We start from the raw sequence: 16,672 nt of genomic DNA, 5'->3' as shown, positions 1-16,672 counted from the left end.
TCAACGAACTCGCCGAGGCCTATCCAGGACGCATCAGGTAAAGCGAACATCGCCTTCTACCTGCAAGGACTTTCCACACCTGAAGTTACAACCTCCCGGTGCCCCGGTGGGGTGGTCAGGTGTTCACACTGACTGCGATCGCCACCCTTGTCGGTCTCCACTGCAATTCCAGTATTCGCGCTTGTCGCGTCAGGGCTGTGGAATCAGGTCTTGTAGGACGGCCTGGGCGGCGGTGCGGTGTTCGGCGGCTGCGGGTGGGTCCGTCTCATCGAGGGCGGCGGCGATTCCCTCGTGGGCCAGGGCCTCGGCGAATCGGTAGCCCAGTTTCGGTGCCAGGTCCAGGGCTTGGCGGTGCAGGCGCAGGGCCTCTTCGGGGAGGCCCGCCAGGCGGCAGGTCTCGGCGTAGCCGTCCAGGAAGTGGATCTTCCAGTGTTCCTCGAACAGCTCGTCGAGCAGGGCGAACGCCCGGCGGTGGCAGGCGAGCGCCTCGTCGTACCGGCCCATCTGGCGCAGTGCGACGCCCTGGCAGTTGAGGCACCATGCCTCGTTGTGCTTGTGCCCGTCCTCGCGGGCGGAGGCGAGCGCCTGCTCCAGGTGTTCCATCGCCTCGTCGGGTTTTTCGTCGGCGATGGCCACGCCGAGGGTGATCCGGGCCGTCAGCGTGGGGGGCCACGCGGGGTCGGTGTGCGGGAGGGACAGCGCCTCGCGGGCCAGTCGTGCGGCGTTCTCCCGGTCTCCGAGCTGGAGCAGGGCCCAGGCCTCGTAGGCGGTCGCGTGGGCGGTTCCCATCGGGCAGCCGGCGTCCGCGTAGAGTTCACCGGCCCGGCGGAAGAGGCCGAGGGGCTCTTCGACGTGGCCCTCGTCCCATCTGAGGTATCCGCGGCGCATGGTCAGTTCGGCCGTGGACCTGGTGTTCCCGGACACCAGCGGCGCCGCCGCCTCGTACGCGGCGTCCGCCTCCGCCATCCGGCCCGCGTTGTAGCGGGCGAAGCCCAGGTCGCTGTGCGCCTCGGCCAGTTGCAGCGGATCGTCCAGGCGCTGCGCGGCGGCCAGTGAGTGCTCGAAGAGGACGTTGAGGTGCGTCGTGCCGCAGCGCCGCGCGAAGAAGGCCCGCATGAAACGCGGCAGCTCGCACACGTGCACGTCGGCTCCGGCGGTGGCCGCGGCCTCGAAGACGGCCATCAGGTTGGCGTACTCGGTGGTGAACCAGAAGAGCGCGGAATGCTTGTCGGTGAATGCCGGCAGCGCGGCCGGAGGACGGCCGGCGGTGACCTCCCGGGCGGGGGACAGGTACGACGCCGCGGCGTCGGCGGCGGCCGCCGCGTGCACGTAGTAGTCGAGCACCCGGCCGAGCGCCTGCTCCAGCTCCGGCTTTGACTCCTGCTCGGCGGCGGCCCGGCGGGCGTGCTGGCGTACCAGGTCGTGCAGCCGGTAGCGTCCGGCCGCCGGCTGCTGGACGAGGTGCGCGTCGAGCAGATCCTCCAGCATCGCCCCGGCTCCGCGCAGCGGCACGTCCGCCAGCGCCGCGGCGACGTACTCGTCGAAGGTCGAGCCGGGCAGCAGGCCCAGAAGCCGGAAGAAGCGGCGCTGCGCCCGGTCGAGCTGCCGGACGGACATGGCGAACGCCGTGTCGAACTCGGTGGCGCCCTCCGCCATCCGCTCGACGAGGATCCCCACGGTCCAGCCCGGCCGGTGCCGCAGCCGCGCCGCGGCGAGCCGCAGGGCCAGCGGCAGATGGCCGCAGAGCCGCAGGACCTCGGCGGCGGACTCCGGGTCGCGGGCCAGCCGGCCGTCGGGCCCGCCCGGGTCGCCGCTGGCGCGGGCCAGCAGCTCGGCGCTTTCGTGCGGGGACAGCACGTCCAGCGACACTGGGGGCACCTCGTCCAGGCCCAGCAGCCGGTTGCGGCTGGTGATCAGGGCGACGGTCGGTCCGGCGCCGGGAAGCAGCGGGCGGACCTGGTCGGCGTCGGCGGCGTTGTCGAGGACGACGACGGCGCGCCGGTGGGCCAGTTCGGAACGCCAGCAGGCGGCCAGCGCCTCGATGCCGCCCTCCTGCGGGATCTTCTCCGATGGCACGTCGAGTGCGGCGAGTAGGGTCCGCAGCGCGGGGTCGGGATCGAGCGGTTCCCGTCCGGCGGTGAAACCGTGCAGGTCGACGTAGAGCTGGGCGTCGGGATAGGCGTCGGCGAGCCGGTGCGCGGCGTGCACCGCCAGGCAGGTCTTGCCGACGCCCGCCATGCCGTCGACGGCGACCACCCGGCTGCCGTCCACCGCGGCGAGCACGGCGGCGAGCTGGGCCTCGCGTCCGGTGAAGTCGGGCATGTCGCGCGGCAGGTCGTTGCGGGGCGGGCGCGGCGCCCCGGCCGGTGGCGAGGGCGGCTGGACCTGGCGGCTGGTCTTCGGGGGCGCCGCCAGCGAGCTGGACGCCCGGACCCACAGGGGACGCAGTGGGCGGGGGTCGCGCTTGACGAGGCGGCACAGCGCGATCACCGCGGACCAGGGCGGCACGGTCTGGCCGCCGAGGTAGCGCGACAGTGACGACGAGCTGAGGTCGGCGTCCCGCGCGAGGGCCCGGACGCCGCGCCCGGACAGCTCCTGGAGCAGCCGCAGCCGGGCCGCCAGCTCGTCACGTGGGTCGGCATGTCCCGCTGCAGGCTGTTGCACCGCCATCGCGCGCCTCCCCTGTCCCGTCCCCGTGAACGTTTCCTGGGACGAGTCGCCGCTGCTCAGAGGTGTTTCAGCTGTCCCAGGGCGTCCCATCGCCGTCGTCATCGTAAGCCCCACCGGCTGTGATGGAGACACGCCCCGCAAGGCAGGCGCCCACCCAGAGGAGGAACCCGCGATGCAGTCTCGTATGGAGAACCCGGCCGCCGTCCTGTCCGGCGCGATGCAGCCCATCCAGGAGATCTTCAAGGCCGTCCATTCGGGCGGAGTGGACGGGCGGACCCTGGAGCTGGTGCACCTGCGGGTCAGCCAGATCAACGGCTGCAGCGCCTGCGTGGACGCCGGCGCCAAGACGGCCCGCAAGTCCGGAGTGAGCGAGGAGAAGCTGGCCACGGTCGTCGCCTGGCGGGAGGCGCCGTACTTCACCGGCGAGGAGCGGGCGGCGCTCACGCTGGCGGAGGCCGCCACCCGGCTGGCGGACCGGCCCGACGCGGTGAGCGACGAGATCTGGGACGTCGCCGCCACCTACTTCGACGAGAAGCAACTGGCCGCGATCGTCCTGATGATCGGCGTCACCAACCTGTTCAACCGGCTCAACGCCACCACCCGGCAGGTCGCCGGCGCGTGGGGATAGAGCGGAACCGCAGAGACCCGCAGAGACCCTCAAGACTCAACGAACAAGGAGACCCCACCATGAGCGGAACGCAGAAGACCACCACCGCGGCCGGCGAGAAGTTCGACGGGTTCACCGACGACGAACGAGCCGCGATGAAAGAGCACGCCCGGGAGCTGAAGGCGGCCGCGCGGCTGGGCAAGGCCAAGGCGGACGGGGAGCGCGACGTCCTCGCGAAGATCGCCGAGATGGCGGACGCGGACCGGGTCATCGCCGAGCGGCTGCACGAGATCGTCAAGACCGCGGCGCCGGACCTGGTGCCGAGGACCTGGTACGGGATGCCCGCCTACGCCAAGGACGGCAAGGTGCTCTGCTTCTTCCAGAGCGCGCAGAAGTTCAAGGCGAGGTACGCGACGCTGGGTTTCAACGACGTGGCGAGCCTCGACGACGGCGCCATGTGGCCGACCGCCTTCGCCCTGGCGGAGCTGACCGCCGACAACGAGGCCCGGATCACCGCACTCGTGAAGCGGGCGGCGGGCTGAGCACTCCCCTTGCCGCCGCCGAGCGAGCCCCGGTCCCACGGCGGGTCCGGGGCTCGCTCGCGCCCGGCCGCCGTGCGGCTGCCGGTGACGCCGGTGCCTTCTCGTCCGGGCGCCTAACGGCTGGAGGGCGTCCAGGGGAACGGGGCGAGGTCGGGCTCGACCCATCCCGTCCGCGCCTGGGCGCCGGCCAGTGTCGGGGAGCGGTAGAAGCGTGTGAGCAGGCGCTTGTCGAGCAGTGCGGGATGCCGTTCGGCGAAGGCGGCGAAGTCCGGGCGGTCATGCTCGGCCGTGTGGTGGGCCACCAGCTCCACCCAGGCCCGGCTGACGGTGGCGTGGTACTTCTGGGGCGCCCCCGCGTAGCGGGCGGGGCGCCGTATGCCGTCGCTGACCAGGGCGATGGCCGCGGGCATGCCGACGCGTCGCACCGCCAGCCAGGTCAGGTGGACGTGCTGGCGGTGGCCGAAGGCGTCGGCGGACGCCATCACCTCGGCCATCAGCTCATCGAAGACATCGGCGCTGGGAAAATCACCGGAATGTGGTCGGTATCGGTCGCTAGGGTGTGATCGCGTATGAGGGTGATCGGGGGGGCGTCGGTGGCGGATCAGGCATTTCAGGTGGATCTGCGCGGGGTGGTGGATCTGCTGAGCCGCCATCTGTACGCGAGCCCGCGGGTGTATCTGCGGGAGCTGCTGCAGAACGCGGTGGACGCGATCACCGCGCGGGGCGGGGACGGCGGCCGTGTGGCGATCGAGACCGGTGGCGGGACGCTGCGGGTCCACGATGACGGCGTCGGCCTCACCGCGGACGAGGTGCACACGCTGCTGGCCACGATCGGGCGGTCGTCCAAGCGCGACGAGCTGGGGTTCGCCCGGCATGACTTCCTCGGCCAGTTCGGGATCGGGCTGCTGTCGGCGTTCCTGGTCGCGGACGAGATCGAGGTCGTGACGCGGTCCGCGCGCGGCGGCGACGCCGTCAGGTGGACGGGGCGTTCCGAGGGCAGCTACCGCGTCGAGCCGGCCGAGAGGGACGAGCCGGGGACGACGGTCACGCTGCGGGCCCGCCCGGGCGCCGCCGAACTGCTGAGCCCGCCCGTCGTGGCGGATCTCGCCCGCACGTACGGGTCGCTCCTGCCGGTCGATCTCACCGTCGACGGCGTCCCGGTCACGGGTGGCGGGCCGCCATGGCGGGCGTCACACCGCGATCCGGCCGGGCGGCGGCGGGCACTGGAGAAGTACTGCGAGGAGCTGTACGGGTTCACGCCGTTCGACGTGGTCGATCTGGACGTGGCGGAGGCGGGCCTGACGGGTGTGGCGTTCATCCTGCCGCAGGCCGTCTCGCCGACCGCGCGCGCCTCCCATCGCGTCTACCTCAAGCGGATGCTGCTGGCCGAAGGTGTGGAGGGGCTCCTGCCCGAGTGGGCGTTCTTCGCGCGGTGCGTCGTGGACGCGGGGGAGCTGCGTCCGACCGCGAGCCGCGAGGCCCTGTACGAGGACGAGTTGCTCGACGCCACGCGGGAGGGGCTCGGAGAGGTCCTGCGGCAGTGGCTGGTCCGGCTGTCGGAGACCGACCCGCCGCGGCTGCGCGGGTTCCTGCGGCTGCATCAGCTCGGCGTGAAGGCGATGGCCCTGCACGACGCCGACATGCTGCGGATCGTGGACCGCTGGCTCGACTACGAGACGTCCGCCGGGCCGATGACGCTGGCCGAGTTCCGCCGGCGGCACCCGGACGGCCGGTTCACCCCGAGCGTGGACGAGTTCCGGCGGCTGTCGGCGGTCGCGGGGGCGCAGGGCGTCGGGCTCGTCAACGGCGGCTACGTCCACGACACGGAGATCATCGAGCGGCTGCCCGAACTCGACCCCGACATCCGTCTCGCCCGGCTGGACGCGGCGCAGCTGACCACGACGTTCGGTGTCCTCGACCCGGCGGCGGAGCTGGCGCTGCGGCCGTTCCTGGCGGCGGCGCAGCGGGCGGTGGAGCGGCTCGGCTGCGAGGTGGTGATCCGCGACTTCGACCCGGCGTCGCTGCCCGCCCTGTACCTGACCAGCCGCGACGCGCAGTTCCGCGAGGAACTCGGCCGGGCGCGGGACGAGGCCGACGAGCTGTGGGCCGATGTGCTGGGCGCGGTCGGCGCCACCGCCGGCGTCGAACGCCCGCAGCTGGTGCTGAACCACCGCAATCCGTTGGCCCGGCGCGTCACGTCCCTGGGGGAGGACGGGCCGGTCGAACCGGCCGTCCAGGCGCTGTACGGGCAGGCGCTGCTGCTCGGCCACCATCCGCTGCGTCCCGCCGACACGGCGGTCCTGAACCGTTCGTTCATCGGCCTGCTGGAGTGGGCCGTCCACGCCCCGGAGGCGCCCCAGTGAGCTTTGACGACGTCGCCGCGCTGCTGGCGCAGGCGGACGAGCTGCCCTACGGGGAGGCCCGCACCATCCTGGTGGAGGACGCGCTGCGCCGCGCCGAGGCGGCCGGTGACGAGGTGCTGGCGTTCCGGGTGCGGGCCCGGCTGACCGACGCTTACCAGTACGGGGGCGAGCCCGCGAAGGCCCTCGCGACGTTCAGCCGGACGCTCGCCGAGCACGACCGCGACCCCGGCCGGTTCGACGAAACGCATGTGCTGCTGTGGCAGATGAAGGCGGTGGTGTCGTCCCTGACGCTGTTCCCCGAGATCCCGCTCGACCGCACCTACGCCCTCCTGGACGACATGGAGCGGCGCTACCTCGCGGGCGGCCACAGCCTCCAGGCCGTCTACCGGCGCCGCCACGTGGTCGCCCGGCATGTGGGTGACGGGGCGGCCGGCGACTGGTATCTGAAGTGGCGCGCCGCCCGGCGGGACGAGCTGTCGGACTGCGAGGGCTGCGACCCGACCGGCATGGTCCGTCACCTCGCCCAGGCCGGACGGCACGAGGAGGCGTTCGAGATCGCCGCGCCCGTGCTGACGTCGGAGCTGTCGTGCAACGAGCAGCCGCAGTCCGTCCTGACCGCGATGCTGCCGGTGTATCTGCGCACGGGCCGCCCCGAGCAGGCCGCCGACGCGCATCGCCGCGCCTACCGGGTGCACCGGAGCAGGCTCGCCGACCTCGGCGACATCGCCGAGCACCTGGAGTTCTGCGCGATCACCGGCAACGAGGCGCGGGGCCTGGAGATCGTGCAGCGGCATCTCGGATGGCTCGACCGGGCGCCGAGCCCGCACTCGGAGATGGAGTTCGCCGCGGCGTCGGCGCTGGTCCTTGACCGCGTCGCGGCGGCCGGGCACGGCGGCGCGACGGTCCGCCGTCCCGCGTCGGACGGCCGCCCGGCGGCGGACGTGCCGCTGCCCGAGCTGCGCACCGAGCTGGCCGAGCGCGCGACGACGCTGGCGGCCCGGTTCGACGAGCGGAACGGCACGTCCCACCAGGGCGACAGGGTGCGCGCCACGCTGGCGGCGGAGCCGGTCGCGGACTTCCTGCCGCTGGCCGCGCACCACCGCCGTCCCGTCCCTGCACCGGCGCCCGCCCCGCAGGAGGACATCGCGTCGGTGGACGACCTCGACGCGCTCCTGGACATCGCCGACAGGCGCCGCATCCAGCGGGACGTGGAGGTCACGCTCGCCGCGTGGAAGCGTTTCGACGTCCTCGCGGAGTCGGCCGAGCCGACACCGCTGCAGAAGGCCCGCCGGCTGGACGGCCGGGGCGTCGAGCGCGCCCTCGACGGCGACGAAGAGGGAGCCGTCGAGTGCTGGGAGGAGGCGTCCCGGCTGTTCGGCGGACTGGGCGACGACACGCGCCGCCACCGCGCGCTCGGCCGCATCGGCGCGATGCACGCGCAGATGGGCGACCCGCGCGGCCTGGAGGAGATGACCGCCGCCGTCGAGCATTTCGCGAGCCACCCCACCGAGGACGGCGACGCCACCGGCTCGCTGCTGCGGCTCGCCAACGCGCACGTGGAACAGGACCGCCCCGCCGACGCCCTCGCCGTGCTCGGCCGGGTCGACCCGGACGACGCCCCCGACCGGGCGGGTGAAGTGTGGTTCGTGCGGGGGCAGTCGCTCCTGATGACCGGCGAGACCGGCGACGGCGTCGCGTCGCTGCGCCGGTCCGTGGAGGCCGCTCGCGCGTCCGGGGGCGCGCGGGAGGCCGCCACGCCGATGCTGCTCCTCGCCCGCGTCCTGGCGGGCCGCGAGGGCGGCCCGGACGAGCAGGCGCTCTCCCTGTTCGACGAGGTGATCGCCGCGGTGCCCGCCGGGTCGCCGATGCGTGCGGCGGCGCACTCGGAGCGGGGTCTCGCGCTGCTCGCCGCCGACCGCCCGGCGGACGCCGTCGCCGACCTCGCCGAGGCCATCGCGGGCTGGACCGCCGAGGGACTGCACGAGCAGGCCGTCCACCTGCGCGTGGACCTCGCCGCCGGCTACCTGTCCACGGGGCGGTTCCTGGAGGCCGCCGAGGCCGCCGAGGAGGCGCTGCCCGCCCTCGAAGACCTGCCCGACCGCGGCGCGGGGCGGCGCTGCCGACTGATCCTCGCGCACGCGCAGAAGAACCTGGGCGAGGAGGACGCCGCCGCGACGTTCGCGACCCTCGCGGAGGACGCCGGGGAGGACGGCGAGCATGGCGCCGTCGCCCACTTCCTCGACGAGGCCGGTGAGGTCCTGACCGGCCTCGACAGGGACGCGCAGGCCGCCGAGCGGTTCGCCGCGGCGGCCGAGGCGTTCGAGAAGGCCGGCGACCCGTACGGCGTCGTCCGCGCCCGCCGCCGCGCCGCGATGTGCCTGCTGTGGTGCGGCGAGCGCGACGAGGCCGTCCCCGCGATGGAGGCGGCCCGCGCGGCGCTGGCGAGCCTGCCACCGGACAACGAGCCCGCCCGCATCTGGGAGACCGCGCTGGTCTCCTACGACCAGGCCCGCCTGCTGGCGCAGGTCGGGCGGCTGCCGGAGGCGGCGTCCCTCGCGTCCGCCGCCGTGGACGGCTTCAGCACCCTGGACGAGACGGGCCCCGCCGAGGAGGCCGCCCGCCTCCGCGACGACATCACCTCCGCCATGCGGGAGTGACTACCAGCCGATGGGAACGCGGTATCCGCCCCCGGCGGGAATGGTCTCGATGAACTCCGGGGACGCCCAGCCGCGCTCGTCGTAGGCGGCGGCGATGGCGTCCCGCACCCTGTCCGCGCGGTCGCCGGGGGTCAGGACGAGCACGGACCCGCCGAAGCCGGCGCCGACCATCCGGCCGCCGCGGGCACCGGCCCGCAGGGCCGCGTCGACCGCCGTGTCCGCCTCGGGCCAGGACACCTCGAACTGGTCGCGCAGCGACAGGTGCGAGGCGTTCAGCATCGCGCCGAGCTCGCCGGCGGCCCCGGCGCGCAGCAGCCCGGCGGCGGCCTCGACGCGGTGGTTCTCGGTGACGACGTGCTGGACGCGGCGGCGCAGGACCGGGTCGCGCAGCGTCCCGAGGGCCCCGGCGAGATCCTTGACGTCGCGCAGCGCCTCGACGCCCAGCAGCGACGCGGCCTCCTCGCATTCGGCGCGCCGCCGCGCGTACTCGCCGCCCGTGAGGGCGTGCGAGGCCCGCGTGTCGACCACGAGGACGGCCAGGCCCGCCTCGGCCGGGTCGAACGGGATGGGCGACCACAGGCCGCTGCGGCAGTCGAGGAGCAGAGCGTGATGGGGGACGCTCAGCAGCGATGCCGCCTGGTCCATCAGCCCGCACGGCATGCCGACCTGCTCGTTCTCGGCGCGCTGCGCCAGCCGCGCCAGGTCGGCACGGCCGATCTCGACGCCGTACAGGTGGCAGAGCGCCAGCGCGGTGGCGCACTCCAGCGCGGCGGACGACGACAGTCCCGCGCCCTGCGGCAGGTCCGAGTCGACGAGCAGGGACGCGCCGCCCGTCCCGTGTTCGCGCAGCACCCGCGCCATGCCGACCGGGTACGCCGCCCAGCCGCGGTCGGGCGGCCACCCCTCGGCGACGACCGGGCCGCCGTCCACCGGTGCGGTGACGGCGGTGGGGGCCTGGAGCGAACGGACCTCGACCACGCCGTCGTCGCGGCGCGCCGCAGCGACCGACACGCCCTGAAGGAGCGCGAACGGCAGCACGAGACCGTCGTTGTAGTCGGTGTGCTCGCCGATCAGGTTGACGCGGCCGGGTGCGCGCCAGACGCACTCGGGTGCGCGCCCGAAGGCCGTGCCGAACGCCTCGGTGAGGCCGGGGGCGTGGTTCGTGATCATCGGGACCGCAGGAACGTCCACGCGTCGTCGACCATGGTGCGCAGGTCACGCTCGGGCTTCCAGCCCAGCTCCGCCTGGATCTTGTCGGACGAGGCGACCAGCACGGCCGGGTCGCCGGGACGGCGCGGCGCGATCTCGGTGGGGATCTCCCGTCCGGTGACCTCGCGGCAGACCTCCACGACCTCCCGGACGGAACTGCCGGTGCCGCTGCCCAGGTTGAAGATCTGGTGGGTGCCCGGCGCGCAGGCGTCCAGCGCCAGCAGGTGGGCGCGGCCGAGGTCGACCACGTGGACGTAGTCGCGGACGCAGGTGCCGTCCGGGGTCGGGTAGTCGTCGCCGAACAGCCGCACGGACTCGCCGTCCCCCTGCGCGATCTTCAGCACGTTCGGGATCAGGTGGGTCTCCACGGTGTGCCGCTCGCCGTGCCGGCCGTAGGCGCCCGCCACGTTGAAGTACCGCAGCGAGACCCCGCCGAGGCCGTGCAGCCGCGCGTACTCGGCCAGCGCCGTGTCGATCGCCAGCTTGGACGCGCCGTACGGGTTGGTCGGGCGGGCCGGGTCGGTCTCCACGATCCCGGGCGAGTCGAGATCCCCGTACGTCGCGGCCGTCGAGGAGAACACGATCCGCGCGACGCCCGCGACGCGCATCGCCTCCAGCAGCGCCAGGGACTCGCCGAGGTTCTTGTCCCAGTACAGGCCGGGCTTCTCCACCGACTCGCCGACGAGCGACTTGGCGGCGAAGTGCAGGACGGCGTCGAATCCGGCGCCGCCGAGGACCTCCGCGGCCGTTTCCCGCAGTGTGCCGCGCACCAGCCGGGCGCCCTCCGGAACGGCGTCCTCGTGCCCGGTGGACAGGTCGTCCAGGACGACGACCTCGTGCCCCGCCTCCAGGAGCAGAGCGGAGACGACGCTGCCGACGTAGCCGGCGCCTCCGGTGACGAGCAGCTTCACTGACGTACCTCCACGGAGAGAGTCTTGGACGGCGGGGTTCGCCCAGGCTATCCGGAACGCCGAACGGGGAAGGCTGAACAGATGGACCGGACACCGTCCCGGCCGCCCGGGGGCCACGCACGCACCCTGGCCCGCCCCCTGGTCTGGCTGCTGTGGAGCTCGACCAACCTCGTCGTGCGGCTTTCGGGCGGCGACCCGGCGGCGCTCCGCGAGGAGCTCACCGCCGGGCGCATGCGGGCGCTGGTCGCCGAGAACACCCAGCTCACAGCGCTTCGTGCACATCCGCGACCTGCTTGTCCCCGACCCACCGGACGGCTCGGGCGGTCCGCCGGTTCGGGATCCGGTGAATCGGGACCCGGTGGTTCGGGTCCTGCCTGTCCTGTCGGAGATGCGCCGCGAGGGCTGCCACCCGGCGATCGTCATGGACGAGTACGGCGGCGTCGCCGGGATCGTCACGCTGGAGGACCTCGTGGAGGAGCTCATCGGCGACATCCGCGACGAATATGATGTGCAGGACGCGCAGGCACGGCGCCTGCACGGCGGCGTGGTCGAGGTCGACGGCCTGCTCAACCTGGACGACTTCGCCGACGAGACCGGCATCCGGCTGCCCGCCGGGCCCTACGAGACGGTCGCCGGGCACATCATGGCGGTGCTGCGCCGCGTGCCCGCCGAAGGCGACTCGGTGGAGGCCGCGGGCCGCCGGCTCGCGGTGGCCCGGATGGACGGCCGGCGGGTGGCCCGCGTGCGCGTCATGCCGCGGGCGACGCCGCAGGCCGTCACGGTGCCGCCCGGCACCCCGTCCGCGACCCCGCGGGCGGCCATCGGAGCCTCCGGCGACACCTGAGAGAATCGGTCCGTGCACATGCCCGAAGCGTCCAGCCCAGTGCCCAGCCCCGCAGCGCCCGCCGAAGCCGCCGCCGCGGCCACCCCCCGCGTGTTCTCCGGCATCCAGCCAACCGCCGACTCGTTCCACCTCGGCAACTATCTGGGCGCGCTCCGGCAGTGGGTCACGATGCAGGACACCCACGACGCGTTCTACTGCGTGGTCGACCTCCACGCGATCACCATCGGGCAGGACCCGGCGGTGCTGCGCCGCCGGACGAAGGTCGCCGTCGCGCAGCTCCTTGCGATGGGCCTCGACCCCGACCGCGCCACCGTGTTCGTGCAGAGCCACGTCCCCGAGCACGCCGAGCTGGCATGGGTGCTGGGGTGCCTCACCGGGTTCGGCGAGGCCGGGCGGATGACCCAGTTCAAGGACAAGTCGTCCAAGCAGGGCACGAGCGGGACGACCGTCGGGCTGTTCACCTATCCGATCCTGCAGGCCGCCGACATCCTGCTCTACACGCCCGAGCCGGGCGAGGGGGACCGGGCCGTTCCGGGGGGTGTGGGGGGTCGTCCCCCCACAGGGGGACCGGTGCTGCGCGTGCCGGTCGGCGAGGACCAGCGGCAGCACCTGGAGCTGACCCGCACGCTCGCGCAGCGCTTCAACCACCGGTTCGGCGAGACGTTCGTGCCGCCCGAGGCGCACATCCCGCCGGGCGCCGCGAAGATCACCGACCTGCAGGAGCCGGACGCGAAGATGAGCAAGTCCGCGTCGTCCCCGCAGGGGATCATCGACGTGCTGGAGGAGCCCGGCCCGATGCGCAAGAAGATCATGCGCGCGGTCACCGACACCGGCTCCGAGGTCGTCTACGACGAGGAGAAGAAGGCCGGCGTCACCAACCTGCTGCGCATCTACTCCGCGCTGGACGGCACGTCCATCCCCGACCTGGAACGCCGGTACGAGGGCTCCGGCTACGGGCAGTTCAAGAAGGACCTCGCGCAGATCGTCCTCGACACGTTCACACCGATCAGGGAGCGCACGCTCAAGCTGCTGGACGACGAGGCGGAACTCGACCGGCTCCTCGCCCACGGCGCGGGACGCGCGTCCGAGGTCGCCGTGCGCACGATGGAGATCGTGCGCGACCGGGTGGGGTTCGTGGGACGTGGTCACTGACCGTCCGACACACGACGACGCCGCGGAGGGCCCCGGGGAGGCGCCCTCCGCGAGCGGCGGCGGCGCGGCGGAGGGAGTCTCCGGCGGGTCCGGCGGTCCCGGCGTCTGCCGCGACGCCGGGCACGGGGCGGCGGTCCGCGCGATCGGCGTCGCGATCCCGATCCCCGACCCGCACGGCGCGCATCTGCAGGCCAAGCGCGAGTCGTTCGGCGATCCCCTCGCCTCCGCGATCCCCACGCACATCACACTGCTCCCGCCGACCGAGGTGGCCGATCCGGCGCTGGGCGCGGTCGAGGACCATCTGCGGGAGATCGCCCGCACCGAGCGGCCGTTCCGGATCAGGCTCCGCGGCAGCGGAACGTTCCGGCCGGTCTCGCCGGTCGTCTTCGTGGCGCTGGCCGAGGGCATCGGCGGCTGCGAGCGCGTCCAGGCGCGGGTGCTGTCGGGCCCGCTGGCCCGGCCGCTGCCGTTCCCGTACCACCCGCACGTCACCATCGCCCACCACCTGCCCGACGACGTCATGGACCGGGCGTTCAAGGACCTCGCCGGCTACGCCGCCGACTTCGACGTGTGGGGCTTCTCGCTGTACGAGCACGGCGTGGACGGCGTGTGGCGCCCGCAGTGCGACTTCGTCTTCGGCGAGGGCGGCCCGGTTCCGCACACGCCCCCCGCCGAGGGCGGCCCGGACCCGCGTGGGCAACGCCGCGTTTAACGTTCGATTACCGTCCGCGGTATCGGGTGGCCCGTGCTGGGTAGGTTGCGTGCATGCGCCAGGCGATCAACAGGGTTCAGCGGCGAAGCGAGTCCCTGTTCGCCCAGGGCAAGGGCCTGCTGCGCGACGCCCGCGAACGCTGGCGATGGTTCGACCACCACATCCGGGCGCTCCGGCGGTACCAGGAGCGGCGCGGCGACCGCCTCGCCGCGGCCCTCACCTGCTACGCCTTCCTGTCGTTCTTCCCGCTGCTGGCGCTCGGGTACTCGCTGCTCGGCTACCTCGTCGGAGTCAGTGCGCAGGCCCGCGCCTACTTCGTCCGGGCGGTGGACTCGCTGCTGCCCGGCCTGGCCGCCGAGATCCGGGTCGAGGAGATCGCCCAGTCCAAGACGGCCGTCGGGATCATCGGCCTGGCCGCCCTGCTGATCACCGGGCAGGGCTGGGTCCAGGTGCTGCGCGAGTCGCTCCGCGACATCTGGGGCAACGAGCCCGACGGCGACGGCAACTATTTCGTCGAGCGGTTCTGGGACCTGGCGGTCCTGGCGTTCCTCGGCGTGGTCCTGATCTGCGGCATGGGGGTCTCCACGGTCACGACGGCCGCCACCAGCACCGTCCTCGGGTGGTTCGGCCTGCAGGACGTGGCGGGTGCGGGCACCGGTCTGCGGATGCTGTCCCTCGCCTGCGCGATCATGTTCAACACCGTGATCTTCCTGGTGCTGTTCACCCGGCTGTCGGGGACGCGGGCGCCGTGGCGGCGGATCATCCGCGGCGCGCTGTTCGGCGCCGTCGGCTTCGAGGCGCTCAAGCAGGTCGCGACGCTGCTGGTCGCGCGGGTGACGGAGAACCCGGTGTACGGGACGTTCGCCGTCCTGGTCGGGCTGATGGTGTGGATCAACATCGCGTCGCGGTTCACGCTGTTCGTCGCCGCGTGGACGGCGACCCGGCGGATCGTCCTCACCGCCGACGCCGGCAACCCGGAGAACGTCGCCGACCCCGATGAGGTCGAGGAACTCCGGGAACGGGCCGAGGCGGACGAACACGAGCGGGAGGACCCGCCCGTGCAGGATTCGCCGGCGCAAGACCCGCCGGCGCAGGACCCGCCCGAGCGGGACGCGCCGGCTCAGGACCAGAAGGCGTCGTCGGCGTACTGATCCTCGGCCAGCGTGCGGATCTCGGTGATCTTGCCGTCCCGGATGCGGAACAGGTCCACCGAGCGGCCGTCCAGGACCCGGCCCGGACGTTCGGCGTAGGTCTGGACGAGGGCGGCGCCGTACTCCTCGTTGGCCATCACCGAGTAGGGCTCGGCGCGGAACGTCCCGCCGGACAGCTCGAACAGGCGGACATAGAAGCCGAGGATCTCTTCGGGGGTGCGGTACTCGCCGCACAGGGGCCCGCGGCCGGGGACGCGGTGGACGACGTCCTCGGCGAGCAGTCCGCGGATGAAGGCCGTGTCGCCCTTGGCGAAGGCCGTGTAGCCGTCTTTCAGCAGCGTCACGTTGGGATGTTCGAGCGCGGGCGCACCGAGCGCAGAGACGTACATGTCGGACATGGCGCGCTTCCTCCTGTGGCGCCGGTCCGCCGTCTCCTGCAGCGGCGGCGAGGTCACCGGCGCACCGCGAGCGTAAGCCCGCCGGCGCGGCCAGGCCAGCGCCCCTGGTGCGGGTCAGAGAACCTTTACCGGCGCGACCGGTGCGCGGCCACCGGCCTGTGCGCGGCCATCGGCCTGTGCGCGGCCACCGGCCTGTGCGCGGCCACCGGCCTGTGCGCGGCTACCGGCCGCCGCGCAGCGACTTGTCGAACCGGCGGCGGCGCAGGACCGCGAACAGCACCGCGATGGCCAGCAGGGCGCCCACGGCGCCGCCGCCCACGAGCAGCCACCTGCGGGACGCGTCGTCCGAGGCGAGCGGGGCGTCGGGCAGCACGCCGCCGGAGCCGGCGTCCTTCTTGGCCTGCTCCGGGTTGCCGGGGGAGACCAGCACGCCCACCGGCTGCACCTTGCCGTGGGCGGTGAAGCCCCAGTCCAGCAGCTTGGCGGCGTACGGGGACGGCGGCCGGTCGGCCTTCATCAGCGCGATCACGATCGTGCGCCCGCCGCGCCGTGCCTCGGCGACGAAAGTCTGCCTGGCGGCGATCGTGTACCCGTTCTTGCCGCCCAGCATCCCGTCGTAGGCCTGCCGTTCGCCCGGCAGCATGCGGTTGTGGGTGTGGATCGGATATCCGCCGACCTTCTTGCCCTTCTTGCGCTCCTTCTTGGTCGGCGGCGCCGGGAACTTGTGGTCGATCGCCTGCATGTACGTGCGGTAGTCGGGGTTCTTCATCCCCTCGCGCAGGATGAGCGCCAGGTCGTACGCCGAGGTGTGCTGGGTGCGGAGGTCCAGCCCGAGGTCCACGTCCAGCCCGTTCGCCGACCCGGCCAGGGTGTCGTGCGCGTTGATCCGCTTGGCCTCGGCGTTCATGTCGGCGAGGGTCTTCTTCATGCCGCCGTTCGCCTCGGCCAGCGCGACCGCCGCGTCGTTGGCCGACATCATCAGCAGCGCGTGGAACAGATCGGAGATCTTGTAGCGCATCTTCGGGGTGAGCCCGACCTTGGTGCCCTCGACGTCGCACGCCTTCTGCGAGGGCCGCACGAGCCGGCCGGCGTCCAGTCGAGGGACGAGGGCCAGCGCGGTGAGTGTCTTGATCGTGCTCGCCGGGAGGTAGTGCCCGTGCGGATCCTTGGCGGCCAGCACGTCGCCGGTCTCGGCGTCCGCGACGAGGTACGAACCCGCCTTGATCTTGGGCAGGTCGGGGACGCCGGCGGCCTTGTTGACGACGATGCCCCGTCCGGCGAGCTGCGGGCCGCCGACCGGCTCCGTTCCCGGGGCGCCGGACGGCGCCGCCTGCGGTGCCGTCAGCGGCGGGGCCTGCGGCGCGGCGGTGGCGGGGGCCGCCACGAGGACGGGTGCCGCGGCGAGCGAGGCCGCGGCCAGGGGCACTGTGAACACCGTCAAAGCGCGGCGGGCACC

The 16,672-nt window shown here is 73.3% G+C and carries 14 protein-coding genes; 8 read left to right on the top strand and 6 right to left on the bottom strand.

The window, feature by feature from the left end; genetic code table 11:
- Window positions 1-189 precede the first annotated feature (189 nt).
- On the bottom strand, window positions 190-2,670 hold the full coding sequence (locus ACGFIS_RS24400; RefSeq protein WP_392972594.1) for a tetratricopeptide repeat protein: 2,481 nt from the start codon (window positions 2,668-2,670) through the stop codon (window positions 190-192).
- A 172-nt stretch (window positions 2,671-2,842) separates the two neighbouring features.
- On the opposite strand from ACGFIS_RS24400, the gene ACGFIS_RS24395 reads away from it, so the two are divergent.
- Complete coding sequence (locus ACGFIS_RS24395; protein ID WP_392912403.1) at window positions 2,843-3,298, top strand: carboxymuconolactone decarboxylase family protein; 456 nt, start codon at window positions 2,843-2,845, stop codon at window positions 3,296-3,298.
- 59 nt (window positions 3,299-3,357) lie between these two features.
- A complete protein-coding gene (locus tag ACGFIS_RS24390; RefSeq protein WP_392972592.1) occupies window positions 3,358-3,819 on the top strand; it encodes an iron chaperone in 462 nt (153 codons plus the stop codon).
- Between the two features lie 113 nt (window positions 3,820-3,932).
- Here ACGFIS_RS24390 and ACGFIS_RS24385 read toward each other — a convergent pair whose 3' ends face one another.
- Window positions 3,933-4,313, bottom strand: a complete 381-nt coding sequence (locus ACGFIS_RS24385; protein WP_392912399.1) for a hypothetical protein — start codon at window positions 4,311-4,313, stop codon at window positions 3,933-3,935.
- Between the two features lie 75 nt (window positions 4,314-4,388).
- Here ACGFIS_RS24385 and ACGFIS_RS24380 point away from each other — a divergent pair, with 75 nt between their 5' ends.
- Window positions 4,389-6,182 carry an HSP90 family protein gene (locus ACGFIS_RS24380; protein WP_392972590.1) on the top strand — a complete coding sequence of 598 codons (1,794 nt, stop codon included), beginning with the start codon at window positions 4,389-4,391 and terminating at the stop codon, window positions 6,180-6,182.
- Window positions 6,179-8,839 carry a hypothetical protein gene (locus ACGFIS_RS24375; RefSeq protein WP_392972588.1) on the top strand — a complete coding sequence of 887 codons (2,661 nt, stop codon included), beginning with the start codon at window positions 6,179-6,181 and terminating at the stop codon, window positions 8,837-8,839. The genes ACGFIS_RS24380 and ACGFIS_RS24375 overlap by 4 nt, the downstream gene beginning before the upstream one ends.
- On the opposite strand, the gene galK is transcribed toward ACGFIS_RS24375, so the two are convergent.
- On the bottom strand, window positions 8,840-10,009 hold the full coding sequence (galK, locus tag ACGFIS_RS24370) for a galactokinase (RefSeq protein ID WP_392972608.1): 1,170 nt from the start codon (window positions 10,007-10,009) through the stop codon (window positions 8,840-8,842).
- On the bottom strand, window positions 10,006-10,959 hold the full coding sequence (galE, locus tag ACGFIS_RS24365) for a UDP-glucose 4-epimerase GalE (RefSeq protein WP_392972586.1): 954 nt from the start codon (window positions 10,957-10,959) through the stop codon (window positions 10,006-10,008). The genes galK and galE overlap by 4 nt, the downstream gene beginning before the upstream one ends.
- Window positions 10,960-11,347: 388 nt before the next feature.
- Between galE and ACGFIS_RS24360 the strand changes: the two genes are divergently transcribed.
- From ACGFIS_RS24360 to ACGFIS_RS24345, 4 genes are read left to right on the top strand one after another with little or no spacing between them, the layout of a single operon-like run.
- On the top strand, window positions 11,348-11,803 hold the full coding sequence (locus ACGFIS_RS24360; protein WP_392972584.1) for a transporter associated domain-containing protein: 456 nt from the start codon (window positions 11,348-11,350) through the stop codon (window positions 11,801-11,803).
- An 18-nt stretch (window positions 11,804-11,821) separates the two neighbouring features.
- On the top strand, window positions 11,822-12,955 hold the full coding sequence (trpS, locus tag ACGFIS_RS24355) for a tryptophan--tRNA ligase (RefSeq protein WP_392912417.1): 1,134 nt from the start codon (window positions 11,822-11,824) through the stop codon (window positions 12,953-12,955).
- Window positions 12,945-13,667 carry a 2'-5' RNA ligase family protein gene (locus ACGFIS_RS24350; RefSeq protein ID WP_392912389.1) on the top strand — a complete coding sequence of 241 codons (723 nt, stop codon included), beginning with the start codon at window positions 12,945-12,947 and terminating at the stop codon, window positions 13,665-13,667. The genes trpS and ACGFIS_RS24350 overlap by 11 nt, the downstream gene beginning before the upstream one ends.
- Before the next feature lie 53 nt (window positions 13,668-13,720).
- Window positions 13,721-14,818 (top strand): YihY/virulence factor BrkB family protein, encoded by a 1,098-nt coding sequence (locus ACGFIS_RS24345; RefSeq protein ID WP_392912387.1) that lies wholly within the window; start codon window positions 13,721-13,723, stop codon window positions 14,816-14,818.
- On the opposite strand, the gene ACGFIS_RS24340 is transcribed toward ACGFIS_RS24345, so the two are convergent.
- Both ACGFIS_RS24340 and ACGFIS_RS24335 read right to left on the bottom strand, forming a co-directional pair.
- The gene (locus ACGFIS_RS24340; protein ID WP_392912385.1) at window positions 14,788-15,216 is read right to left on the bottom strand and encodes a nuclear transport factor 2 family protein; all 429 of its coding nucleotides are present in this window, start codon (window positions 15,214-15,216) and stop codon (window positions 14,788-14,790) included. The two genes, ACGFIS_RS24345 and ACGFIS_RS24340, sit on opposite strands and share 31 nt — an antisense overlap.
- A 220-nt stretch (window positions 15,217-15,436) precedes the next feature.
- The gene (locus ACGFIS_RS24335) at window positions 15,437-16,651 is read right to left on the bottom strand and encodes a D-alanyl-D-alanine carboxypeptidase family protein (RefSeq protein ID WP_392912383.1); all 1,215 of its coding nucleotides are present in this window, start codon (window positions 16,649-16,651) and stop codon (window positions 15,437-15,439) included.
- Window positions 16,652-16,672 lie beyond the last annotated feature (21 nt).

It is taken from the genome of Spirillospora sp. NPDC048824 (assembly GCF_043198455.1).
GTDB lineage: Bacteria > Actinomycetota > Actinomycetes > Streptosporangiales > Streptosporangiaceae > Spirillospora.
The sequence above is the reverse complement of the archived record's forward strand: the minus strand, read 5'-3'. Positions and strand labels throughout refer to the sequence as shown.